14 protein-coding genes are annotated in these 19,090 nt (G+C 67.0%); 13 read left to right on the top strand and 1 reads right to left on the bottom strand.

Annotation, left to right across the window (positions count from 1 at the left end; translation table 11 throughout):
• The first annotated feature begins 46 nt into the window (after positions 1 to 46).
• The 3 genes from TO66_RS14025 to TO66_RS14015 all read left to right on the top strand — a co-directional run bounded on the left by TO66_RS14025 (position 47) and on the right by TO66_RS14015 (position 2,410).
• On the top strand, positions 47 to 1,480 hold the full coding sequence (locus TO66_RS14025; protein WP_044462886.1) for a PLP-dependent aminotransferase family protein: 1,434 nt from the start codon (positions 47 to 49) through the stop codon (positions 1,478 to 1,480).
• Positions 1,481 to 1,612: 132 nt separating this feature from the next.
• Entirely contained in the window at positions 1,613 to 1,894 is a 282-nt protein-coding gene (locus TO66_RS14020; RefSeq protein WP_044462885.1) for a putative quinol monooxygenase, read from the top strand.
• Positions 1,895 to 1,990: 96 nt separating this feature from the next.
• Positions 1,991 to 2,410, top strand: coding sequence for a cupin domain-containing protein (locus TO66_RS14015; RefSeq protein ID WP_044462884.1), 420 nt, complete (start codon positions 1,991 to 1,993; stop codon positions 2,408 to 2,410).
• Positions 2,411 to 2,757: 347 nt separating this feature from the next.
• Here TO66_RS14015 and TO66_RS14010 read toward each other — a convergent pair whose 3' ends face one another.
• Positions 2,758 to 7,626: an NAD-glutamate dehydrogenase gene (locus TO66_RS14010; protein ID WP_044462883.1), complete on the bottom strand. Its 4,869-nt coding sequence runs from the start codon at positions 7,624 to 7,626 to the stop codon at positions 2,758 to 2,760.
• A 501-nt stretch (positions 7,627 to 8,127) separates the two neighbouring features.
• Here TO66_RS14010 and TO66_RS14005 point away from each other — a divergent pair.
• The 10 genes from TO66_RS14005 to TO66_RS13960 all read left to right on the top strand — a co-directional run bounded on the left by TO66_RS14005 (position 8,128) and on the right by TO66_RS13960 (position 19,089).
• Positions 8,128 to 8,481, top strand: coding sequence for a hypothetical protein (locus TO66_RS14005; protein WP_044462882.1), 354 nt, complete (start codon positions 8,128 to 8,130; stop codon positions 8,479 to 8,481).
• Between the two features lie 132 nt (positions 8,482 to 8,613).
• Positions 8,614 to 9,321: a FadR/GntR family transcriptional regulator gene (locus TO66_RS14000; RefSeq protein ID WP_044462881.1), complete on the top strand. Its 708-nt coding sequence runs from the start codon at positions 8,614 to 8,616 to the stop codon at positions 9,319 to 9,321.
• A 115-nt stretch (positions 9,322 to 9,436) separates the two neighbouring features.
• A complete protein-coding gene (gene lhgO / locus TO66_RS13995) occupies positions 9,437 to 10,630 on the top strand; it encodes an L-2-hydroxyglutarate oxidase (protein ID WP_044462880.1) in 1,194 nt (397 codons plus the stop codon).
• Between the two features lie 63 nt (positions 10,631 to 10,693).
• Positions 10,694 to 12,028, top strand: a complete 1,335-nt coding sequence (locus TO66_RS13990; protein WP_044462879.1) for an MFS transporter — start codon at positions 10,694 to 10,696, stop codon at positions 12,026 to 12,028.
• A 188-nt stretch (positions 12,029 to 12,216) separates the two neighbouring features.
• On the top strand, positions 12,217 to 13,176 hold the full coding sequence (locus TO66_RS13985; RefSeq protein ID WP_044462878.1) for a MoxR family ATPase: 960 nt from the start codon (positions 12,217 to 12,219) through the stop codon (positions 13,174 to 13,176).
• Between the two features lie 5 nt (positions 13,177 to 13,181).
• Positions 13,182 to 14,126 carry a DUF58 domain-containing protein gene (locus TO66_RS13980; protein WP_044462877.1) on the top strand — a complete coding sequence of 315 codons (945 nt, stop codon included), beginning with the start codon at positions 13,182 to 13,184 and terminating at the stop codon, positions 14,124 to 14,126.
• On the top strand, positions 14,123 to 14,617 hold the full coding sequence (locus tag TO66_RS13975) for a DUF4381 domain-containing protein (RefSeq protein WP_044462876.1): 495 nt from the start codon (positions 14,123 to 14,125) through the stop codon (positions 14,615 to 14,617). Before TO66_RS13980 ends, TO66_RS13975 begins: the two co-directional genes overlap by 4 nt.
• Positions 14,610 to 15,686, top strand: a complete 1,077-nt coding sequence (locus TO66_RS13970; protein ID WP_044462875.1) for a VWA domain-containing protein — start codon at positions 14,610 to 14,612, stop codon at positions 15,684 to 15,686. The genes TO66_RS13975 and TO66_RS13970 overlap by 8 nt, the downstream gene beginning before the upstream one ends.
• A complete protein-coding gene (locus TO66_RS13965; RefSeq protein ID WP_044462874.1) occupies positions 15,683 to 17,440 on the top strand; it encodes a VWA domain-containing protein in 1,758 nt (585 codons plus the stop codon). The genes TO66_RS13970 and TO66_RS13965 overlap by 4 nt, the downstream gene beginning before the upstream one ends.
• Positions 17,437 to 19,089, top strand: coding sequence for a BatD family protein (locus tag TO66_RS13960; protein WP_044462873.1), 1,653 nt, complete (start codon positions 17,437 to 17,439; stop codon positions 19,087 to 19,089). The genes TO66_RS13965 and TO66_RS13960 overlap by 4 nt, the downstream gene beginning before the upstream one ends.
• Position 19,090: the final 1 nt, after the last annotated feature.

The raw sequence follows: 19,090 nt of genomic DNA, 5'->3' as shown, positions 1-19,090 counted from the left end.
CCTTGCGGGTAATCTGGCGGGCACCGATCGTTCTGGAATCTCATCGATGGAACTGCATGTCGTCATCAACGGGCGCAAGGACCTGGCCGACCAGCTGTACCGGCAATTGCGCGACGCCATCGAGTGCGGGCGCCTGGCGGCCGGCGCGCAACTGCCGCCCAGCCGTCTGCTGGCCGAACAGCTGGGCATCTCGCGCAAGACCGTGTCGGACACCTACAGCCTGCTGACCTACGAGAACTTCCTGATCGGCCGGATCGGCCGCGGCACCTTCGTCAACGCCCGGCCGGTCAAGGCCGAACGCAAGCAGCGCGCCGCCGACCTGGCCTGCGCGCAGAGCCTGGAAAAATGGCAGGAGCTGCCCACGCCCCTGCGCCACCCGACCCTGGAAGGCACCTCGCGCTACGAGTTCATCGGCGGCGCCACCACACGCAACCAGTTCCCCCAGGAAGAATGGCGGCGCTGCACCCAGGACGCCCTGCGGCGGATCGCCCAGGGCGGCGGTTTCTACAGCCAGCCCGAAGGCCTGCCGGCGCTGCGCAGCGCGATTGCCGGGCACGTCTCGTTCTCCCGTGGCGTGGCCTGCACCGATGCCGACATCGTGGTCTGCAACGGCGCGCAACAGGCCCTGGACCTGATCGCCCGGGTGGTGTTGGAACCGGGCAGCCTGGTGGCCATGGAAGACCCCGGCTACACCCCGGCGCGCCTGTTGTTCAACGCCCAGGGCGCGACGGTGATCGGCGTGCCGGTGGACGACGAGGGCTTGCAGGTGGAACGGATTCCCGACGGTGTGCGGCTGATCTATGTCACCCCGTCCCATCAGTTCCCGCTGGGCATGGCCATGAGTCACGCGCGGCGCCTGGCCCTGCTGGAACGGGCCCGGGAACTGGGGGCGATCGTCATCGAGGACGACTACGACAGCGAGTTCCGCTACGAGGGGCGGCCTACCGACTCCCTGCAAAGCCTGGACAGCCGTGGCGTGGTGGCCTATGTCGGGACCTTCTCGAAAACCATGCTGCCGCAGTTGCGCCTGGGCTACGCGGTGCTGCCGCCGGCGATCCTCGGCGCGGTGATCAAGGCTAAGCGCCTGAGCGACTGCCACACCTCGACCCTGCCGCAGTGGGCCCTGGCCAAGTTCATCGCCGAAGGCTACCTGCTCAAGCACATCCGCCGCTGCCACACGGTCTACGCCGGGCGCCGCGAGCGCATCCTGCAACGCCTGAACGGCGACCTTTCGCCCTGGCTGCAGGCGGTGCCGTCCAGCGCCGGCTTCCACATGGCGGCGCTGTGCAAGGTGCCGGTGAACATCCCGCTGTTGCTGGAGCTGGCGAAGAAGGTCGAGGTCGGGCTCTATTCGCTGCACGGCTTCTTTTACCAGGAGCCGGCCAGGGACGGGCTGTTCATCGGTTTCGGCGCCATCGAGACCCTGGACATCGACCCGGCCCTGGACAAGGTGCGCGACATCCTGCTCCAGATCGCCTGATTGGCCCCGGGCTTTTCCCGCGCATTGGTTATTGGCCTTGTCACCTTGGCGCCCTACCCTGAGCCTCCCCCCGGCCGTTCGCGCCGCGTCATCGCCCGGCGCCTCGGCCAGCGCATTTCCGGAGGCTTGGTTATGTCCAGTACCGCGAGCAACAGCATTCGGATCCGCGCCGCCCAGGGCCGCGCGGACGAACTCGGCGAACACCTGAACCAGCTGCTGGCGACCCTGCGCCAGGCCCCCGGCTGCCTGGGCTACGAACTGCGCCGCGACCACCTCGACCCGCAGCGTTGGAGCGTGCACGGCCAGTGGCGCTCCGCGGCCGAGATGCAGGCACACTTCAACCTGCCGGCGGCCCAGGGCTTCATCGACCTGCTGGCCCGACGCCTGGCCTGCGCCCTGGATTTCGACCACTGAAGCATTGGTCTGCCGTTCTTTACCGGGATTGGTTATAGGCCGGTCGCGCCAGCGGGCTTACCTTGAGTCGGCCCCTTTCGCACCGGAGAACCCCGCATGAAAACCCTCAATGCCCTGGCCGGCGCCCTCGCCGGCCTGACCCTGTTCGCCGCCCTGGGCGCCACCGCCCATGACTTGGAGTACGGCCAGGAGAAGCTCAAGATCCTGCAGGAGCACGCGCTGACCAACCTCCCCGGCAAGACCGCGCTGATGCTCACCGTCGACTACGCCCCGGGCCAGGCCACGGTGCCGCACATGCACAGGGGCGCCGCCATCGCCTACGTGCTCGAAGGCGAGATCACCTCGCGGGTCAACGACGAACCGGCCATCACCTACAAGGCCGGCGAATCCTGGTACGAGCCGGCCGGCTCGCAGCACCCGGTATCGGCCAACGCCAGCGCCAGCAAGCCGGCCAAGTTGCTGGTGTTCATGCTCAAGGACGCCAAGGACGAAGTGCTGACGCCGCTGAACAAGTAAGCGCCTGGCCGCTGCGCGGATCGCGGGCAATCGAGCGTCGACCGGCCGCTCCTACAGATCGCGAAGACCGTAGGAGCGAGGCTTGCCCGCGATAAGGCCGGTACAGACAACACCGGGCCTGCCCCTGTAGCCGCTGCCGAGCGCAGCGAGGCTGCGATCGAGGAGGATGGCATTCCGGCGCAGTCCTCGCAAAATCTGAGCATGCGGTGTGTCAGGAAGAACAAGTTGCCCGGTTTTACGACCACTTCGCGGTCGATCGCAGCCTCGCTGCGCTCGGCAGCGGCTACAACGAGGCCAATAAAAAAGCCCCGTATCTCGCGATACGGGGCTTTTCATTCAGCGTTCGATCAGGCCGTTACCAGGCTCGATTGACCGCTCATGGCCAGGTCCAGCAGTTCGCGGTTGGCCACCGCGTACATGGCGTAGTCGGTGCCGCTGGCGGCACGGATTTCCACCAGCATCGCGCGCCAGCGCTCGACCATGCTCTGGTTCTGCTCAAGCCACAGGGCCACGCGGGCTTCCATGTCTTGCGGCGCGTCGGCCATTTGCAGGACCGAGATGGTGATCGCCCGCTGCTGCCAGTCCACGTCGTCGCGGAAGGCTTCGCGTGCCTGGGCCTGCCAGTTGTTGGCCACCGGCAGATCGCTGATCTGCTGCAGGTACCACGGCAGGTCCAGGGCGCTGCCCACGGCGAAGTAGGCCTTGGCCACATCGGCGGCGTCGTGCCCGGTGACATCCGCGGCCTCGATGATCGGCAACAGGGTGTACAGGTGCGTGGTGCCTGCCACCATGCGCGCCAGCAGCTCAGGCACGCCGGCCTCGACGTAGGCGGTGTAGCGGGTCTGCCAGCCCTCGCGGGTCGGGCCTTCCAGCAACTCGTCGAGCTTGAGGCCCAACGCCGCCAGGTGCGGACCGAAGTGCGCCACGTCGCGCGCCGCGTCCTGCTCGTTGCGGCGGCTGCGCAGGAACCAGCGGGTAGCGCGACGGCCGAGGCGCATCAGCTCGTCCATCAGCTCCAGCTGCACCTGGGCCGAGACCTGGTGGTCCAGGGCTTCGATCTGGCGGAACCAGTGCGGCAGGTGGAAGATGTCGCGCACGATCACATAGGCGCCCGCCACGTTGGCCGGGCTCATGCCAGTGGACTCCTTCAGGCGCTGCACGAAGGTGATGCCCATGTGGTTGACCAGGTCGTTGGCGATCTGGGTGCTGACGATCTCGCGCTTCAGACGGTGACGGCGCATGGCTTCGGCGAACTTGCTGACCAGGGTCGGCGGGAACGCGGTCTCCATGTCGCGGGTCAGGTAGTCGTCGTCCGGGACCAGGGAATTGAGCAGCTGCTCCTTGAGGTCGATCTTGCTGTAGGAGATCAGCACCGACAGTTCCGGACGGGTCAACCCGTGGCCGGCAGCGACGCGCTCGTTCAGTTGATCTTCCGACGGCAGGAACTCGATGGCGCGGTCCAGCTTGCCGCGGCCTTCCAGGTCGCTCATCAGGCGCTTGTACTCGGCGATCCGCGCGAAGGCGCGACGCTCCGCCAGGGACAGAGCCTGGGTCTGCTTGTAGTTGTTGCCCAGCACCAGGCCGCCGACTTCGTCGGTCATGCTCGCCAGCAGCTGGTTGCGCTGCTTGTCGGTCATGTCGCCGGCCTGCACCACTTCGTTGAGCAGGATCTTGATGTTCACTTCGTGGTCGGAGCAGTCCACACCACCGGCGTTATCGATGAAGTCGGTGTTGGAACCGCCGCCGTTGAGGCCGAACTCCACACGCCCCAGCTGGGTCATGCCGAGGTTGCCGCCCTCGCCCACCACCTTGCAGCGCAGCTCGTTGCCGTTGACCCGCAGCGCGTCGTTGGCCTTGTCGCCGACGTCGGCGTGGCTTTCGCTGCTGGCCTTGACGTAGGTGCCGATACCGCCGTTCCACAACAGGTCCACCGGCGCCTTGAGCAAGGCGTTGAGCAGCTCGGTCGGGGTCAGCTTGTCGGCCTGGATGTCGAAGCGTTCCTTCATCTGCGGCGAAATGGCGATGCTCTTCGCGCTGCGCGAGAAGATGCCGCCGCCTTCGGACATGATGCTGGTGTCGTAGTCGCTCCACGCCGAACGCGGCAGGTCGAACAGGCGCTGGCGCTCGGCGAAGCTGGTGGCCGGGTCCGGATTCGGGTCGATGAAGATGTGCAGGTGGTTGAAGGCCGCGACCAGTTGCAGCTTGTCGGACATCAGCAGGCCGTTGCCGAACACGTCGCCGGCCATGTCGCCGATGCCGACCACGGTGATGCTGTCTTGCTGGACGTTGATGCCGCGCTCGCGGAAGTGGCGCTGCACGCCCACCCACGCGCCCTTGGCGGTGATGCCCATCTTCTTGTGGTCGTAGCCGGCGGAACCGCCGGAAGCGAACGCGTCGCCGAGCCAGAAACCGTAGTCGATGGCGATGCCGTTGGCGATGTCGGAGAAGGTCGCGGTGCCCTTGTCCGCCGCCACCACCAGGTACGGGTCATCGTCGTCGTGGCGCACGACGTTGGCCGGCGGCACCAGGGCGCCGTCCTTCAGGTTGTCGGTGATGTCCAGCAGGCCGGAGATGAAGATGCGGTAGCAGGCGATGCCTTCGGCCGCGATCTCGTCGCGGCTGCCGCCCAGTGGCAGGCGACGCGGCAGGAAGCCGCCCTTGGCGCCCACCGGCACGATCACCGAGTTCTTCACTTGCTGGGCTTTTACCAGGCCCAGGACTTCGGTACGGAAGTCTTCCTCGCGGTCGGACCAGCGCAGGCCGCCACGGGCCACGTTGCCGAAGCGCAGGTGCACGCCTTCGACGCGCGGCGAGTAGACGAAGATCTCGAACTTCGGCACCGGCTTGGGCAGCTCGGGAATCAGGTGCGGGTTGAACTTGAAGCTGAAGTAGGACTTGTTCTGGCCGTTGGCGTCGGTCTGGTAGAAGTTGGTCCGCAGGGTGGCCTTGATCAGGTCCAGGTAGCGACGCAGGATGCGGTCTTCGTTGAGCACCTGGACTTCGTCCAGGGCGGTGAGGATCGCGTGTTCCAGGCGCTGCTGCTTGTCTTCCAGGTCGTCGCTGGTGAGTTTGCGCGCCAGGTAGAAGCGGGTCTTGAACAACCGGGTCAGCTCGCGCGCGATGTCGGTGTGGTTGTTCAGGGTGCTGGCGATATAGCCGAGGTCGAAGCCCAGGCGGATCTGCTTCAGGTAACGGGCGTAGGCACGCAGCAGCGCGACGTCGCGCCATGGCAGGCCGGCGGTCAGCACCAGGCGGTTGAACGCATCGTTCTCGGCATCGCCGCGGACGATGTGGACGAACGCGTCCTGCAGCGTGTCGTTGAGCTGCTGGATATCCAGGTCCAGGCCTTCGGCCGCGGTGAAGGCGAAGTCGTGGATCCAGAACTCACGGCCATTGGTGTGGCGCAGGCGATACGGGAACTCGCCGAGCACGCGCAGGCCGAGGTTCTCCAGGATCGGCAGCACGTCGGACAGCGCCAGCGGGGTGTCGGCGTGGTAGAGCTTGCAATGCAGCTCGCGCTGGCCGGTGACCTGGCCCAGCGGCTGGTAGAAGCTCATCACCAGCGGGTTGGCGTCGGACAGGCTCAGCAGGTGCTGCATGTCGACCACCGCCGAATGCGCGGCGAAGCGCTCGCGGTAGCCGGCCGGGAAGCCTTTCGGGAAATCCGCCAGGACGTTGGTGCCGTGGGCTTCGCCGAAGCTCTCGACGGTCAGCGCCGCGTAGTCGTCCTGCCAGCTGCGGCAGGCCTGGATCACTTCCTTTTCCAGCAGCAGCGGGTCGATGTCGATGCGGTTCTTCGGATCGACCCGCAGGATCAGTTGCACGCGCGCCAGCACGGATTCGGAGAAGAAAGTCCAGAACTCGCAGTCGCTGGCCTTCAGGCGATCCATCAGCACCTGCTGGATCTTCTGCCGCACTTCGGTGGAGTAGATATCGCGCGGCACATAGGCCAGGCAGTAGCAGAAGCGGCCGTACGGGTCCTTGCGCAGGAACACGCGGATCTTGTTGCGTTCCTGGATCTGCACGATCGACATCACGGTGCTGAACAGTTCGTCGACCGGGGTCTGGAACAGGTCGTCGCGCGGCAGCACTTCGAGGACCTGGGCCAGTTCCTTGCCCAGGTGCGCCTTGGCCTGGAAGCCGGAGCGCTGCTCGATGACCTGCACCTTGCGGCGGATATAAGGAATCACCCGCACGCTCTCGCCATACACCGAGGAGGTGTACAGGCCCATGAAGCGGCATTCCTTGAGCACCTTGCCGTCGGCATCGATCTGGCGGATCGACACATAGTCCGGGTAGGCCGGACGGTGCACGCGGCTCGGGTGGGCCGCCTTGGCGAACGACAGCGGCGTCGGTTCGCGCAGGTAGTTCACGGCATAGTCTTCGATGCGCAGGTCGTCGGCGGTGAGGCCGGCGCGCAGCAGCTTGGCCAGGCCGAGGAAGGAGTTCTGGTCGTACTCGATATGACCGCCGTCCTGGTCCTCGTGCACCACGAACTCTTCATAGCCGAGGAAGGTGAAGTGGTTGCCCACCAGCCATTCCAGGAAGCTCTTGATCTCGACCTTTTCATCGCTGTCGATGACGAACTGGCTGTTGCCGATGCCATCGATCAGTTCCTGGACCTTGGCTTTCATCGGCTCGAAATCGGCGACAGCGACGCGCACTTCGCCCAGTACCTGCTCCAGCTCCTTGCTCAGCACATTGAGCTCGGCGGTGTTGGCGCAGCGGTCGATCTCCAGGTACATCAGCGATTCTTGCTGGATGCCTTCGCCCTGGGTGCCCTTGGGCAGGATTTCCAGCAGCTCGTTCTTGCTCCCGCGACGCACGCTCAGCACGGTGGTCTGCAGGGTGTGGATGCTGTAGCCGCGGCGGTTCAGCTCGGTGCGGACCGAGTCCACCAGGAACGGCAGGTCATGGTGCAGCACTTCGACCGCGGTGTGGGTCGACTGCCAGCCATGACGTTCGTAATCGGGGTTGTAGACGCGCACTTGCGGTTGCGCGTGGTCGAAGCGCTCAAGCAGGCGCCAGGCAGACAGGGTGCAGCCCGCCAGGTCGGACAAGCGACGCTGGGTGAGTTCGTCCAGAGAAATGATGCCGAAGAATTGTTCAGCGAACAGCGCCACTTGTGGCAGTGCCTGTTCACTGATGTGCTGCGCCAGTGCCGCTTGCAGTTGATGCTGGAAGTCGGCCTTGCTGGCTGCGGTGAAGAACGCCATCTGTGGTACTCCGCTTGGGCTTGTTATTGATGAAAGCGTCGCATGCGCCCCCCATTCTTTCGGGGGGCCGGTCATCCTGCTCCTGGATCTCGGGCAGAGGTCGCAGGACGACAGGGTGGTGAAGCTGTACGAGACGCTCAGGTCACATTCACCGGTCCCGGACGGGCATCGCTCAAAACCACTGCCCCGAGCCACCGGGCAACGCCTTGGCAGGTGCACATCCGTTGCGCAGCTTAACGAGAGCGGCAAGCACGCTGCTTGCGGTGCTGCGACATATTCGGTCATTGGCGGGCAAGGCCTTGAACAACACTAGCAGCCAGCGGCAAAAACCGCGGCCGCCACCCGGCTTTACGGTACTTTCGTGCCAGGAACGCCAGGTGCCAGCGGCGCCCGCCCGACCTGTCCTCTGACACACAAGGCAGCAGAAATTCCTCCGCGCTGGCAGAATTGCCTTTTTGTTCGCTCCCGCTCTCCGTCGGAGCCAGCCCCAGGACCTGCCCCATGCAAATGACCACCGCCCACCTGATCGCCAATCCCTGCGACGACGAAGAAGACAACATGGCCATGCTGTGCTGCCACAGCACCCGCGGCGAGATGTTCCTGATGACCCGCTACCCGGACGAGGACGAACTGGAAATCACCCTGGACGGCGAACCTTCGACCCTGGACGGGGTGAAAGTCACCCTGGGCCCGACCCGCCTGCTGATCGAAATCGCCGCGGCCGACGCCGACGCACTCAACGGCAGCGACCACCTGGAGATCCTGCACGGCACCGCGGCGGCGGAGCTGGCGGAAGTCGAGCAGACCCTGCGCAATATCCTCGACGGCACCGGCACCTATGTCAGCGAGCTATAAGCTCTAAGCCGCAAGCTCCAAGCTCCAAGCTCCAAGCTCCAAGCTTATGAATTGCAGCTTGGAGCTCCTTTCTTGACAAGCAACCGGCGCCCCGGCATTGTCTGACAACCTGACTTACGAGCCCCCTCCTCCATGCTTCAGCTCCAGCGCCCCGATACCCTGGTCGAACGAGTGGTCAATGCCATCCGCAAGGAAATCGACTCCGGCCGCCTGACCGCCGAATCGCGCCTGCCCACCGAGCAGCAGTTGACCGAGCAGCTGAATGTCAGCCGCTCGGTGGTGCGCGAGGCCGTGGCGCAGCTCAAGGCCGACGGCATCCTCGTCAGCCGCCGGGGGCTGGGCTCGTTCATTTCGCAGAACCCCAGCGGCAGCGTGTTCCGCTTTCCTAGCCAGAAAGGCCGCAAGCCCGACTTGGCGCAGATGTTCGAAATGCGCCTGTGGATCGAGACCCAGGCCGCGTCCATCGCCGCCCAGCGCCGCGACGACGCCGATCTGCAACGCATGCGTAGCGCCCTGCAGGAGATGCACGACAAGCGCAGCGATTTCGCCGCGGCGGCCCTGGCCGACGTGGAATTCCACCGGGCCATCGCCGACGCCAGCAAGAACCACTATTTCGTCGCCTTCCATGATTTTCTCCGCGGCCAGCTGGCCGAAGCGCGGCGCACCGCCTGGGAAAACTCGGCGGCGCACTCGGTCGGCGGTTCTGCCGATGCCGGTCGCGAACACCAGGCGCTGTACGAAGCCATTGCCGCCGGCGACCGGCTGCAAGCCGCCGCCTGCGCCGAGGCGCACCTGCGGGCCGCGGCCAAGCGCTTGAACATCGACCTGAGCACCGATTGATCCCCTGAGAACGCCCGGACGGACGCTGCCATACGGCGTCCTTTATTCGTTTACCTGTATTTGTCTGACAACCTGCTGATCAGACTCGAACAAGAACCACCAAGGTGACATCTGCATGATCTACGACTACTGCATCATCGGCGGCGGCATCGTTGGCCTCGCCACCGCCATGGCGCTGCTCGAGCGCCAGCCCGGCGCCTCGCTGCTGATCCTGGAAAAGGAAGACGTCCTGGCCCGGCACCAGACCGGCCATAACAGCGGGGTGATCCACGCCGGCATCTACTATGCCCCGGGCAGCCTCAAGGCCGACCTGTGCAAGCGCGGCGCCCAGGCGACCAAGGACTTCTGCAGCCGCCACGGGATCAAGTTCGAGGTCTGCGGCAAGCTGCTGGTGGCCTCCACGCCCCTGGAAGTCGAGCGCATGCACGCGCTGTACGAACGCTCCCAGCAGAACGGGCTGAAGGTCGAACGCCTGGACGCCGCCGAGCTGCGCCGGCGCGAGCCGAACATCGTCGGCCTCGGCGGCCTGTTCCTCGATGCCACCGGGATCGTCGACTACCGGCAGGTCTGCCAGGCCATGGCCCGGGAGATCGAGGCCGCGGGCGGCGAGATCCAGTTGCGGACCAGCGTCACCGCCATCCGCGAAAGCACCGACCAGGTGGTCATCAGCAGCCAGGACAAGGTCTGGAATGCCCGCCAACTGGTGGCCTGCGCCGGCCTGCAGTCGGATCGCCTGGCGGCCCTGGCCGGGGTCAGGATCGACCATCAGATCATCCCCTTCCGTGGCGAATACTTCCGCCTGCCGGCAACCAAGAACCAGATCGTCAACCACCTGATCTACCCGATCCCCGATCCGCAACTGCCGTTTCTCGGCGTGCACCTGACCCGGATGATCGACGGCAGCGTCACGGTCGGGCCGAACGCGGTGCTCGGCCTGGGTCGGGAGAACTACCGCAAGTTCTCCGTCAACTGGCGCGACGTAGCCCAATACGCGACCTTCCCCGGGTTCTGGAAAACCATCTGGAACAACCTGGGTTCCGGCACCGCGGAAATGAAGAACTCGCTGTTCAAGCGCGGCTACCTGGAACAGTGCCGCAAATATTGCCCGTCCCTGGAAATCGCCGACCTGCTGCCCTACGAGGCGGGGATTCGCGCCCAGGCGGTGATGCGCGACGGCACCCTGGTGCACGATTTCCTGTTCGCCGAAACCCCGCGCATGGTCCACGTGTGCAATGCCCCCTCGCCGGCCGCGACCTCGGCCATCCCCATCGGCCAGATGATTGCCGAGAGGATTCTCAAGGCCCGCTGAACCCCGCTGCACGGGCGCCTGGCGCCCGCTTGAAAATAACTACAAACAACAAGGAATCCCCGGATGTCAGTACATGAGGCGGCCCCGGCCGCATGCGAAACACCACGCCAGCAGCAGAAACGCCTGCGCAAGGTCGCGGCGGCGACCATCTTCGGCTCGATGCTGGAGTGGTATGACTTTTATCTGTACGCCACCATGGCGGCCATCGTCTTCTCGAAAATCTTCTTCGATCCCGGCAACCCGAAAGTCGCCTCGCTGCTGGCCTTCTCCACCTTCGCCATCGGCTTTATCGCCCGGCCCTTCGGCGGCATCCTGTTCGGCTACCTGGGCGACCGCTTCGGACGCAAGCAGGTGCTGGTGATCACCTTCTGCATGATGGGCGTGTGCACCACCCTGATCGGCCTGATTCCCAGCTATGCCTCGATCGGCATCTGGGCGCCGATCATCCTGGTGCTGGTGCGGATCATCCAGGGCCTGGGCGCCGGCGCCGAACTGTCCGGCGCGGCGGTGACCTCCTACGAGCATGCCAGCGAAGGCAAGCGCGGCAGCCAGGGTGCCTGGCCGGCGCTGGGCCTGAACCTGGGCCTGCTGCTGTCGTCGCTGACCGTCTACCTGCTGACCATGAACGGCAACGAGTTCCTGCTCGCCGGCGGCTGGCGCATTCCGTTCATCTGCAGCATCGCCCTGGTCGGCGTCGGCCTGTGGGTGCGGCGCAGCATCCCGGAAACCCCGCAGTTCGCACAACTCGACCAGGCGCCCGGCAAGGACAGCGCCCCGGCCTCGCCCCTCAAGCTGCTGCTCAAGAACGACCTCAAGGGCCTGGCCGTGGTGCTGTTCGTCGCCATCGGCTACAACGCCCTGAGCTACATCTTCAAGACCTTCTCCCTGGCCTACCTGACCCAGTACAAGGGCATCGAGGCGCACGTCACCTCGCTGTCGGTGACCATCGCCAGCCTGGTGGCGATCGTCGCCGTGCCCTGCTTCGGCTGGCTCTGCGACACCTGGAGCAGCAAGAAGGTGCTGATGCTCGGCGGCCTGTGCTCGGCGCTGTTCGCCTATCCGTTCCTGAGCCTGCTCAATACCGGCGAGCCGCTGATGATCTACCTGGCCATCGCCATCGGCACCGGGATCCTCGCACCGATGATGTTCGCGCCCCAGGGTTCGTTCCTCAGCCGCCAGTTCCCGACCCAGACCCGCTCCTCCGGCTTCGGCACCGGGCGTGAGATCGGCACCGCCATCGCCGGCGGCCTGGCGCCCCTGGGTGGCCTGGCGCTGGTGGCCGGCTCCGCCACCCACTCGACCGACGGCGTGGCGCTGATCCTGGCGATCTCGGGGGTGATGGTGGTGGTCTTCGCCCTGTGCGACCAGGGCCGCCGCCACTCCAGCTTCAAGAACTGAGCCCCACCCCGCTGGCGCGCCGTCCTGGCGGCGCGCCAGGCCGCTCCGCCGGCGGAGCGGCATTACAGTTATTTGCACAAATTTGCCTGCTGCCGTTAGTCGCCGGGGGCCCGGATGGATTAAAGTAACGCCCCCAGCCCTGGCGTTATCCGAACGCCTTCGGTCCCCCTCTGCAGGAACAGTCATCGATGGAACATCGTGAAGCGCTACTGGCGCTGCGAACCTTTCTTTCAACGCAGATTCTCGGCCAGGAAAAGCTCATCGAGCGCTTGCTCATCGCCCTGCTCGCCGACGGCCACATGCTGGTCGAGGGCGCCCCGGGGCTGGCCAAGACCAAGGCCATCAAGGATCTGGCGGAAGGCATCGAGGCACAGTTCCATCGCATCCAGTTCACCCCCGACCTGCTGCCGGCCGACATCACCGGCACCGAAATCTATCGCCCGGAAACCGGCAGCTTCGTGTTCCAGCAAGGGCCGATCTTCCACAACCTGGTGCTGGCCGACGAAATCAACCGCGCCCCGGCCAAGGTCCAGTCGGCGCTGCTCGAGGCCATGGCCGAGCGTCAGGTCAGCGTCGGGCGCAGCACCTATGAGCTGTCGCCGCTGTTCCTGGTGATGGCCACGCAGAACCCGATCGAGCAGGAAGGCACCTACCCGCTGCCCGAAGCCCAGCTCGACCGCTTCCTGATGCACGTGAAAATCGGCTTCCCCGATGCCGCGGTGGAGCGGCGCATCCTGCAACAGGCCCGGGGCGAAGCGCTGAACGGCGAAACCAAGCCCGAGCGCCGCGTCAGCCAGCAGGCGATCTTCGCCGCGCGCAAGGAAATCCTCGGCCTGTACATGGCCGACGCGGTGGAGGAATACCTGGTGCAACTGGTGATGGCCACCCGCAACCCGGCCAAGTTCGACCCGGAACTGGCCGAGTGGATCGCCTACGGCGCCAGCCCGCGCGGCTCGATCGCCCTCGACCGCTGCGCCCGGGCCCACGCCTGGCTGGCCGGGCGCGATTTCGTCAGCCCCGAGGACATCCAGGCCGTGCTGTTCGACGTATTGCGCCACCGCATCATCCTGTCGTTCGAGGCCGAGGCCGCCGGCATCGACCAGGACCGGGTGGTCCAGCGGATCCTCGACGTCGTCGCCGTCGCCTGACCCCGATGAACGCCAGCCCCGTCGATGCCCCCGGCATCCGCACCAGCCTCGCCGAACTGATCGAGATGCGTCATCGCGTGCGCGAGGTGCAGCTGTTTTCCACGCCGAGCCAGCGCAGCCCGCTGATCGGCCTGCACCATTCCAAGCTGCGCGGGCGCGGGGTCGACTTCGACCAGGTGCGGGTCTACCAGGCCGGCGACGACGTGCGCAGCATCGACTGGCGCGTCACCGCGCGCACCCAGGAACCGCACACCAAACTGTTCCACGAAGAACGCGAACGGCCGATTTTCATCATGGTCGAGCAGAGCCGCCAGCTGTTCTTCGGCTCGGGGCTGATGTTCAAGTCGGTGCTCGCCGCCCAGGCCGCGAGCCTGATCGGCTGGGCCGCCCTGGGCCATAACGACCGGGTCGGCGGCCTGGTGTTCGGCGACAACGAGCACTACGAGATCAAGCCGCGGCGCAGCAAGCAGAGCCTTTTGCAACTGCTCAACCGCCTGGTGCGGGTCAACCAGTCGCTGCACAGCGAGACCGAACCCGAGCGCGACGCGCTGGGCACCGCCCTGCGCCGTGGCCGCGAAGTGCTGCGCCCGGGCAGCCTGGTGATCGTGATCTGCGACGAGCGCGCCCTGAGCGACGCCGCCGAGCAGCAACTGAGCCTGCTGTCGCGCCATTGCGACCTGCTGCTGATGCCGCTGTCCGACCCGCTGGACCACGCCCTGCCCGCCGCCGGCCTGCTGCGCTTCGCCGAACGCGGCGCGCAACTGGAACTGGACACCCTCAACTACGAACTGCGCCAGGCCTACCGGGCGCAGAGCGAAGCGCGCATCGCCCGCTGGGAATTGCTGGCGCAGAAACTGCGGGTGCTGCTGATGCCCCTGAGCACCCAGAGCGAAATGGTCGAGCAACTGCGCGAATACCTGAACCCGCAACGCCCGGGGAAAACCCGATGAGCAGCCTGGACCAGTTGCAACCGCTGCTCGCCCCGCCCGTCATCGGCCTGTGGCCGCCGGCGCCGGGCTGGTGGCTGTTGCTGGCGTTGCTGCCGCTGCTCGGCTTCGGCCTGTGGCGGCTCAAGCGTTTCTGGCCGCGCCGGCAACCCCTGCCCCGCGCCGAACAGCCCCTGGACCCGGTGCGCCTGGCCGCGCTGGCCGAACTCGCGCTGCTGCCCAAGCCCTACGACGGCGCGCCCGCCGGCGCCTGGCTGCAACAGCTCAACGGTCTGCTCAAGCGCCTGTGCCGCAACCATTACCCCTACAGCCAGAGCCATACCCTCAACGGCCGCAAGTGGCTGGCGTTCCTCGACAACCGCTGCCCGGCGGCCGGCCTGACGCGCTGGATGGTGCTGGTCGAAGGCGCCTACAAGCCCGAATGCAAGCTCGACGACAAGGCCATCGCCGGCCTGACCCAGGCGGTCGAAACCTGGATCCGCAAACATGTTTGAGTTCGCCTGGCCGTGGATCTTCGTCCTGCTGCCGCTGCCCTGGCTGCTGCGGGTGCTGCTGCCGGCGGCCGACAGCGGCGAGCCGGCGCTCAAGGTCAGCTTCCTCGATGACCTGGAAGGCCTGGCCCGGCGGCGCGCCCGGGCCAACCTGCCGGCCTGGCGCCAGCAGACGCCGTTCCTGCTGCTGTGGCTGTTGCTGCTGCTCGCCGCCGCTCGCCCGCAATGGCTGGGCGAACCGCTGCCGGTGGCTGCCAGCGGCCGCGACCTGCTGGTGGCGGTGGACGTCTCCGGCTCCATGGACTTCCCCGACATGCAGTGGCAGGACGAGGACGTCAGCCGCCTGGACCTGGTCCAGCACCTGCTCGGCGACTTCCTGGAAAGCCGCGAAGGCGACCGGGTCGGCCTGATCCTGTTCGGCAGCAAGGCCTACCTGCAGGCGCCGCTGACCTTCGACCGCCACACGGTGCGCGTGTGGCTGGACGAAGCGAAGATCGGCATCGCCGGCAAGAACACCGCCATCGGCGACGCCATCGGCCTGGCGCTCAAGCGCCTGCGCCAGCGCCCGGCGCAGAGCCGGGTGCTGATCCTGGTCACCGACGGCGCCAACAACGGTGGCGAGATCGACCCGCTGACCGCCGCCCGCCTGGCCGCCGAAGAAGGCGTGAAGATCTACCCGATCGGCATCGGTGCCGACCCGGAGCAAAACGGCAGCCTGGGCTTTCTCGGCATCAACCCGAGCCTGGACCTGGACGAGCCGGCCCTCAAGGCCATCGCCGAGGTCACCGGCGGGCGTTATTTCCGCGCCCGCGACGGCCAGGAACTGCAAGCGATCAAGGACACCCTCGACCAACTGGAACCGGTGACCCAGCAGCCGACCCAGGCGCGCCCGGCGCAGGCCCTGTACAGCTGGCCGCTGGCCGCAGCGCTGCTGCTGAGCCTGCTGCTGGTGGTGCGCGAACGCTGGCCGGACCATCCATTGCAACGCTTCTTCAGCCGCGAGCGCTTGCTGCAACCCTTGCCCCACTGGCGCGAACGGCTCAAGCGCCTGCGTCTGCGGAGGCGTCGATGAGCGTGCCGTTCTGGGCCGAACTCTGGCCCCACTGGTTCCGTCCCTGGTGGCTGCTGATGGTGCCGTTGCTCGGCTGGCTGCTGTGGCAGCTGTGGCACCGGCAGAAACGCGCCGGCCGCTGGCAGATGATCCTGCCGCCGGCCTTCCATGCCGCCCTGCTCAGCGGCGGCAACGGCCGCGAAAGCAAGCTGCCGTGGATCGCCCTCGGCCTGGCCTGGTTCCTGGCCGTGCTGGCGCTGCTCGGCCCCGGCTGGCAGCGGGTGGAACAGACCAGCCAGAAGCCCGCCGACCCGCTGGTGGTGCTGCTGGAGCTGACCCCGCAGATGCTCGCCGGCGACGTCCCGCCCAATCGCCTGGAACAGGCCCGGCGCAAGCTGCTGGACCTGTTGCAGGCGCGCAGCGACGCGCAGACGGCGATCGTGGTCTATGCCGGCAGCGCCCATACCCTGGTGCCGCTGTCGGACGACCTGGCCACCAGCCGCAACCTGCTCGAAGCGCTCAAGCCGTCGATCATGCCCCAGCCCGGCCAGCGCGCCGACCTGGCGCTGCACAAGGCCTTGCAGCTGCTGGACCAGGGCGCGCTGGGCCAGGGCCGGATCCTGCTGATCGGCTCGTCCCTGAGCGAACAGGAACGCCAGGGCATCCGCCAGGCTCTCGGCGGCCAGGCGCCGCAACTGTTGATGCTCGGCGTCGGCAGCCGCCAGGGCTCGCCGGTGACCCTGGAAGACGGCAGCTTTCTCAAGGACGACCAGGGCGCGATCCTGATGTCGCGCCTGGACAGCGCGGACCTACGGCAATTCATCGGCAGTGTCGGCGGCCGTTACCGCCCCGCGCGCCTGGACGATGCCGACCTGCGCGGCCTGGGCCTGCTCAGCGGCCCGCAGAACCTGCGCACCGACGGCCAGACCCTGCGCCTGGACACCTGGGCCGACCAGGGCTATTGGCTGCTCCTGCCGCTGTTGCTGCTGGCGGCCTGCGCCGGGCGCCGTGGCTGGCTGTTCTGCCTGCCGCTGCTGCTGTTCGCCGCGCCGCAGCCCAGCTATGCCTTCGAGTTCAGCGACCTGTGGCTGCGCCCCGACCAGCAGGGCCAGCGCCTGCTCGAACAGCGCCGCCCCAAGGACGCGGCGCGGCATTTCCAGGACCCGCAGTGGCAAGGCGTGGCGCTGTACGAGGCCGGCGACTACGCCGCTGCCGCTCAGCGCTTTGCCGAAGGCAGCGACGCCCGCGCCCACTACAATCGTGGCAATGCCCTGGCCCGCAGCGGCGAGCTGGAGGCCGCGCTGGATGCCTACGAACAGGCCCTGGAACTGCAACCGGAGCTGGCCGTCGCGCAAAAGAACAAGGCCCTGGTCGAGCGCCTGCTGCAAGAAGCCGCGCCGACGCCGCAAGACCCGCCCGGCAAGGGCGCCGAAGACGGTGACGAAACCCGCCAGCCGCCACAGGCCGGCGCCGCCACCCAGGCGCCGGCCACGCCGGGCCAGCAGCCGCCGGAAAACAGCCACCCGGCCAGCGCCGAGGCCTCGACCGACGACGAGCTCACCACCCCCGACGACGACAGCGTCCCGGGCAGCGAACTGGATGACGAGCAGACCACCACGCCACCGCTGCGCAACGCCCAGGAAGATTTCGACGGCGAACGCCGCCAGGCACTGGAACAATGGCTGCGCAAGATCCCGGACGACCCGGGCGAGCTGCTGCGCCGCAAGTTCTGGTACGAACAGCAACAACATCAGGATCAGGGAAAAATTCGATGACCCGCTTCACCACCCGTGCGTTCACGCTTGTGCTGACCCTGCTGCTCGGCGCCGTCCAGGCCCAGGCCGCAGACTTGCTCGCCAGTGTCGACCGCAGCCGCGTGAACTCCGGGGAAACCGTCGAACTGACCCTGGAATCCAATGACGTCACGCTGTTCGGCAAGCCGGACCTGGCGCCGCTGCAAGCGCAGTTCGAGGTCCAGGGCACGCGCCAGGTCAACCAGTTGACCAGCCTCAACGGCGACAACCGCGCCATCACCCGCTGGATCGTCACCCTGCTGCCGCGGACCACCGGCAGCGTGGTGATTCCGCCGCTGCAACTGGGCGAAGCGCGGAGCCAGCCGATCACCCTGCAAGTGCTGCAAAGCGCAAGCCGTGACGACAGCGCGCCGCTGGAGCCGGTGTTCATCGACGCCAGCCTCGACCAGGACAGCGTCTACGTGCAGGCCCAGGCCGTGCTGACCCTGCACATCTATCACTCGGTGTCGCTGTACGACGACAGCAGCCTGACGCCGCTGCAGATCGGCGATGCCCGGGTCGAGCAGCTCGGCGAGTCGCGCACCTATGAAAAGGTCATCAACGGCGTGCGCCATGGGGTGATCGAAGTCCGCTACGCGATCTTCCCCCAGCACAGCGGCGTGCTGGACATTCCGCCGCTGACCTTCAGCGCCACCCTGGCCGACGCCGCCCCCCAGAGCCCCGCACCCCTGGGCCTGAAGCCGGGCAAGCTGATGCATGTGAGCTCCGCGCAGATGCCGCTGACGGTCAAGGCCAAGCCGGCCGAATACCCCGCCGACACGCCCTGGCTCCCGGCCCGCAGCCTGAGCCTGGGCGAAAGCTGGAACCCCGAGCCGGATCACAGCCAGGTCGGCGACTCGCTGACCCGCAGCCTGACCCTCAAGGCCGAAGGCCTGTCCAGCTCGCAACTGCCGCCCCTGCCGCTGACCGAGGCCAACGGCCTGCGCAGCTACCCGGACCAGCCGCAGTTGAGCAACCAGATCGGCGACCGCGGCCTGATCGGCAGCCGCGAAGACAGCCAGGCGCTGGTGCCGAACCGTAGCGGCAGCATCGAGCTGCCGGCGGTGGAAGTGGTCTGGTGGAACACCCACGAAGATCATCTCGAACGCAGCAGCCTGCCGGCGCGCACCCTGCAGGTGGCGAACAACCCGAGCCTGGTGGTGGACACCCCGGCCGGTGCCGCGCCGACCGGCCTGGGCAGCGAAGACGGCACGCTCTGGGCCTGGAAACTCAGCACCCTGGTCCTGGCCTGCACCACCCTGCTCGGCTTCGGCCTGTGGTGGCGCGCGCGCTGGCAGCCGGCGATCCTGCGCACCGTGCAAGCCGGCCCCAGCCCGCGGACCCTGCTCGACGACCTCAAGCGCGCCTGCCTGGCCAACGACCCGCAAGCCACGCGCCAGGCCCTCGACGCCTGGGCCCGCCAGCAACCGGAAACCCTGGCCGACATGGCCGCGCGCTTCGTGCCGCTGTCCGACGCCCTGGACGGCCTCAACGGCGCCCTCTACAGCGAGACCGGCCAGTACTGGCAAGGCGAGGAACTGTGGCGCGCGATCCGTACCATCCCCATCACCGAACGCGTGCAGGACCCGGTGGCCGACACCAGCAGCCTGCCGCCGCTGTATCCGAAATAAC

The sequence above is a fragment of the Pseudomonas sp. MRSN 12121 genome (assembly GCF_000931465.1).
GTDB lineage: Bacteria > Pseudomonadota > Gammaproteobacteria > Pseudomonadales > Pseudomonadaceae > Aquipseudomonas.
This window is presented reverse-complemented; position numbering and strand designations above follow the sequence as displayed.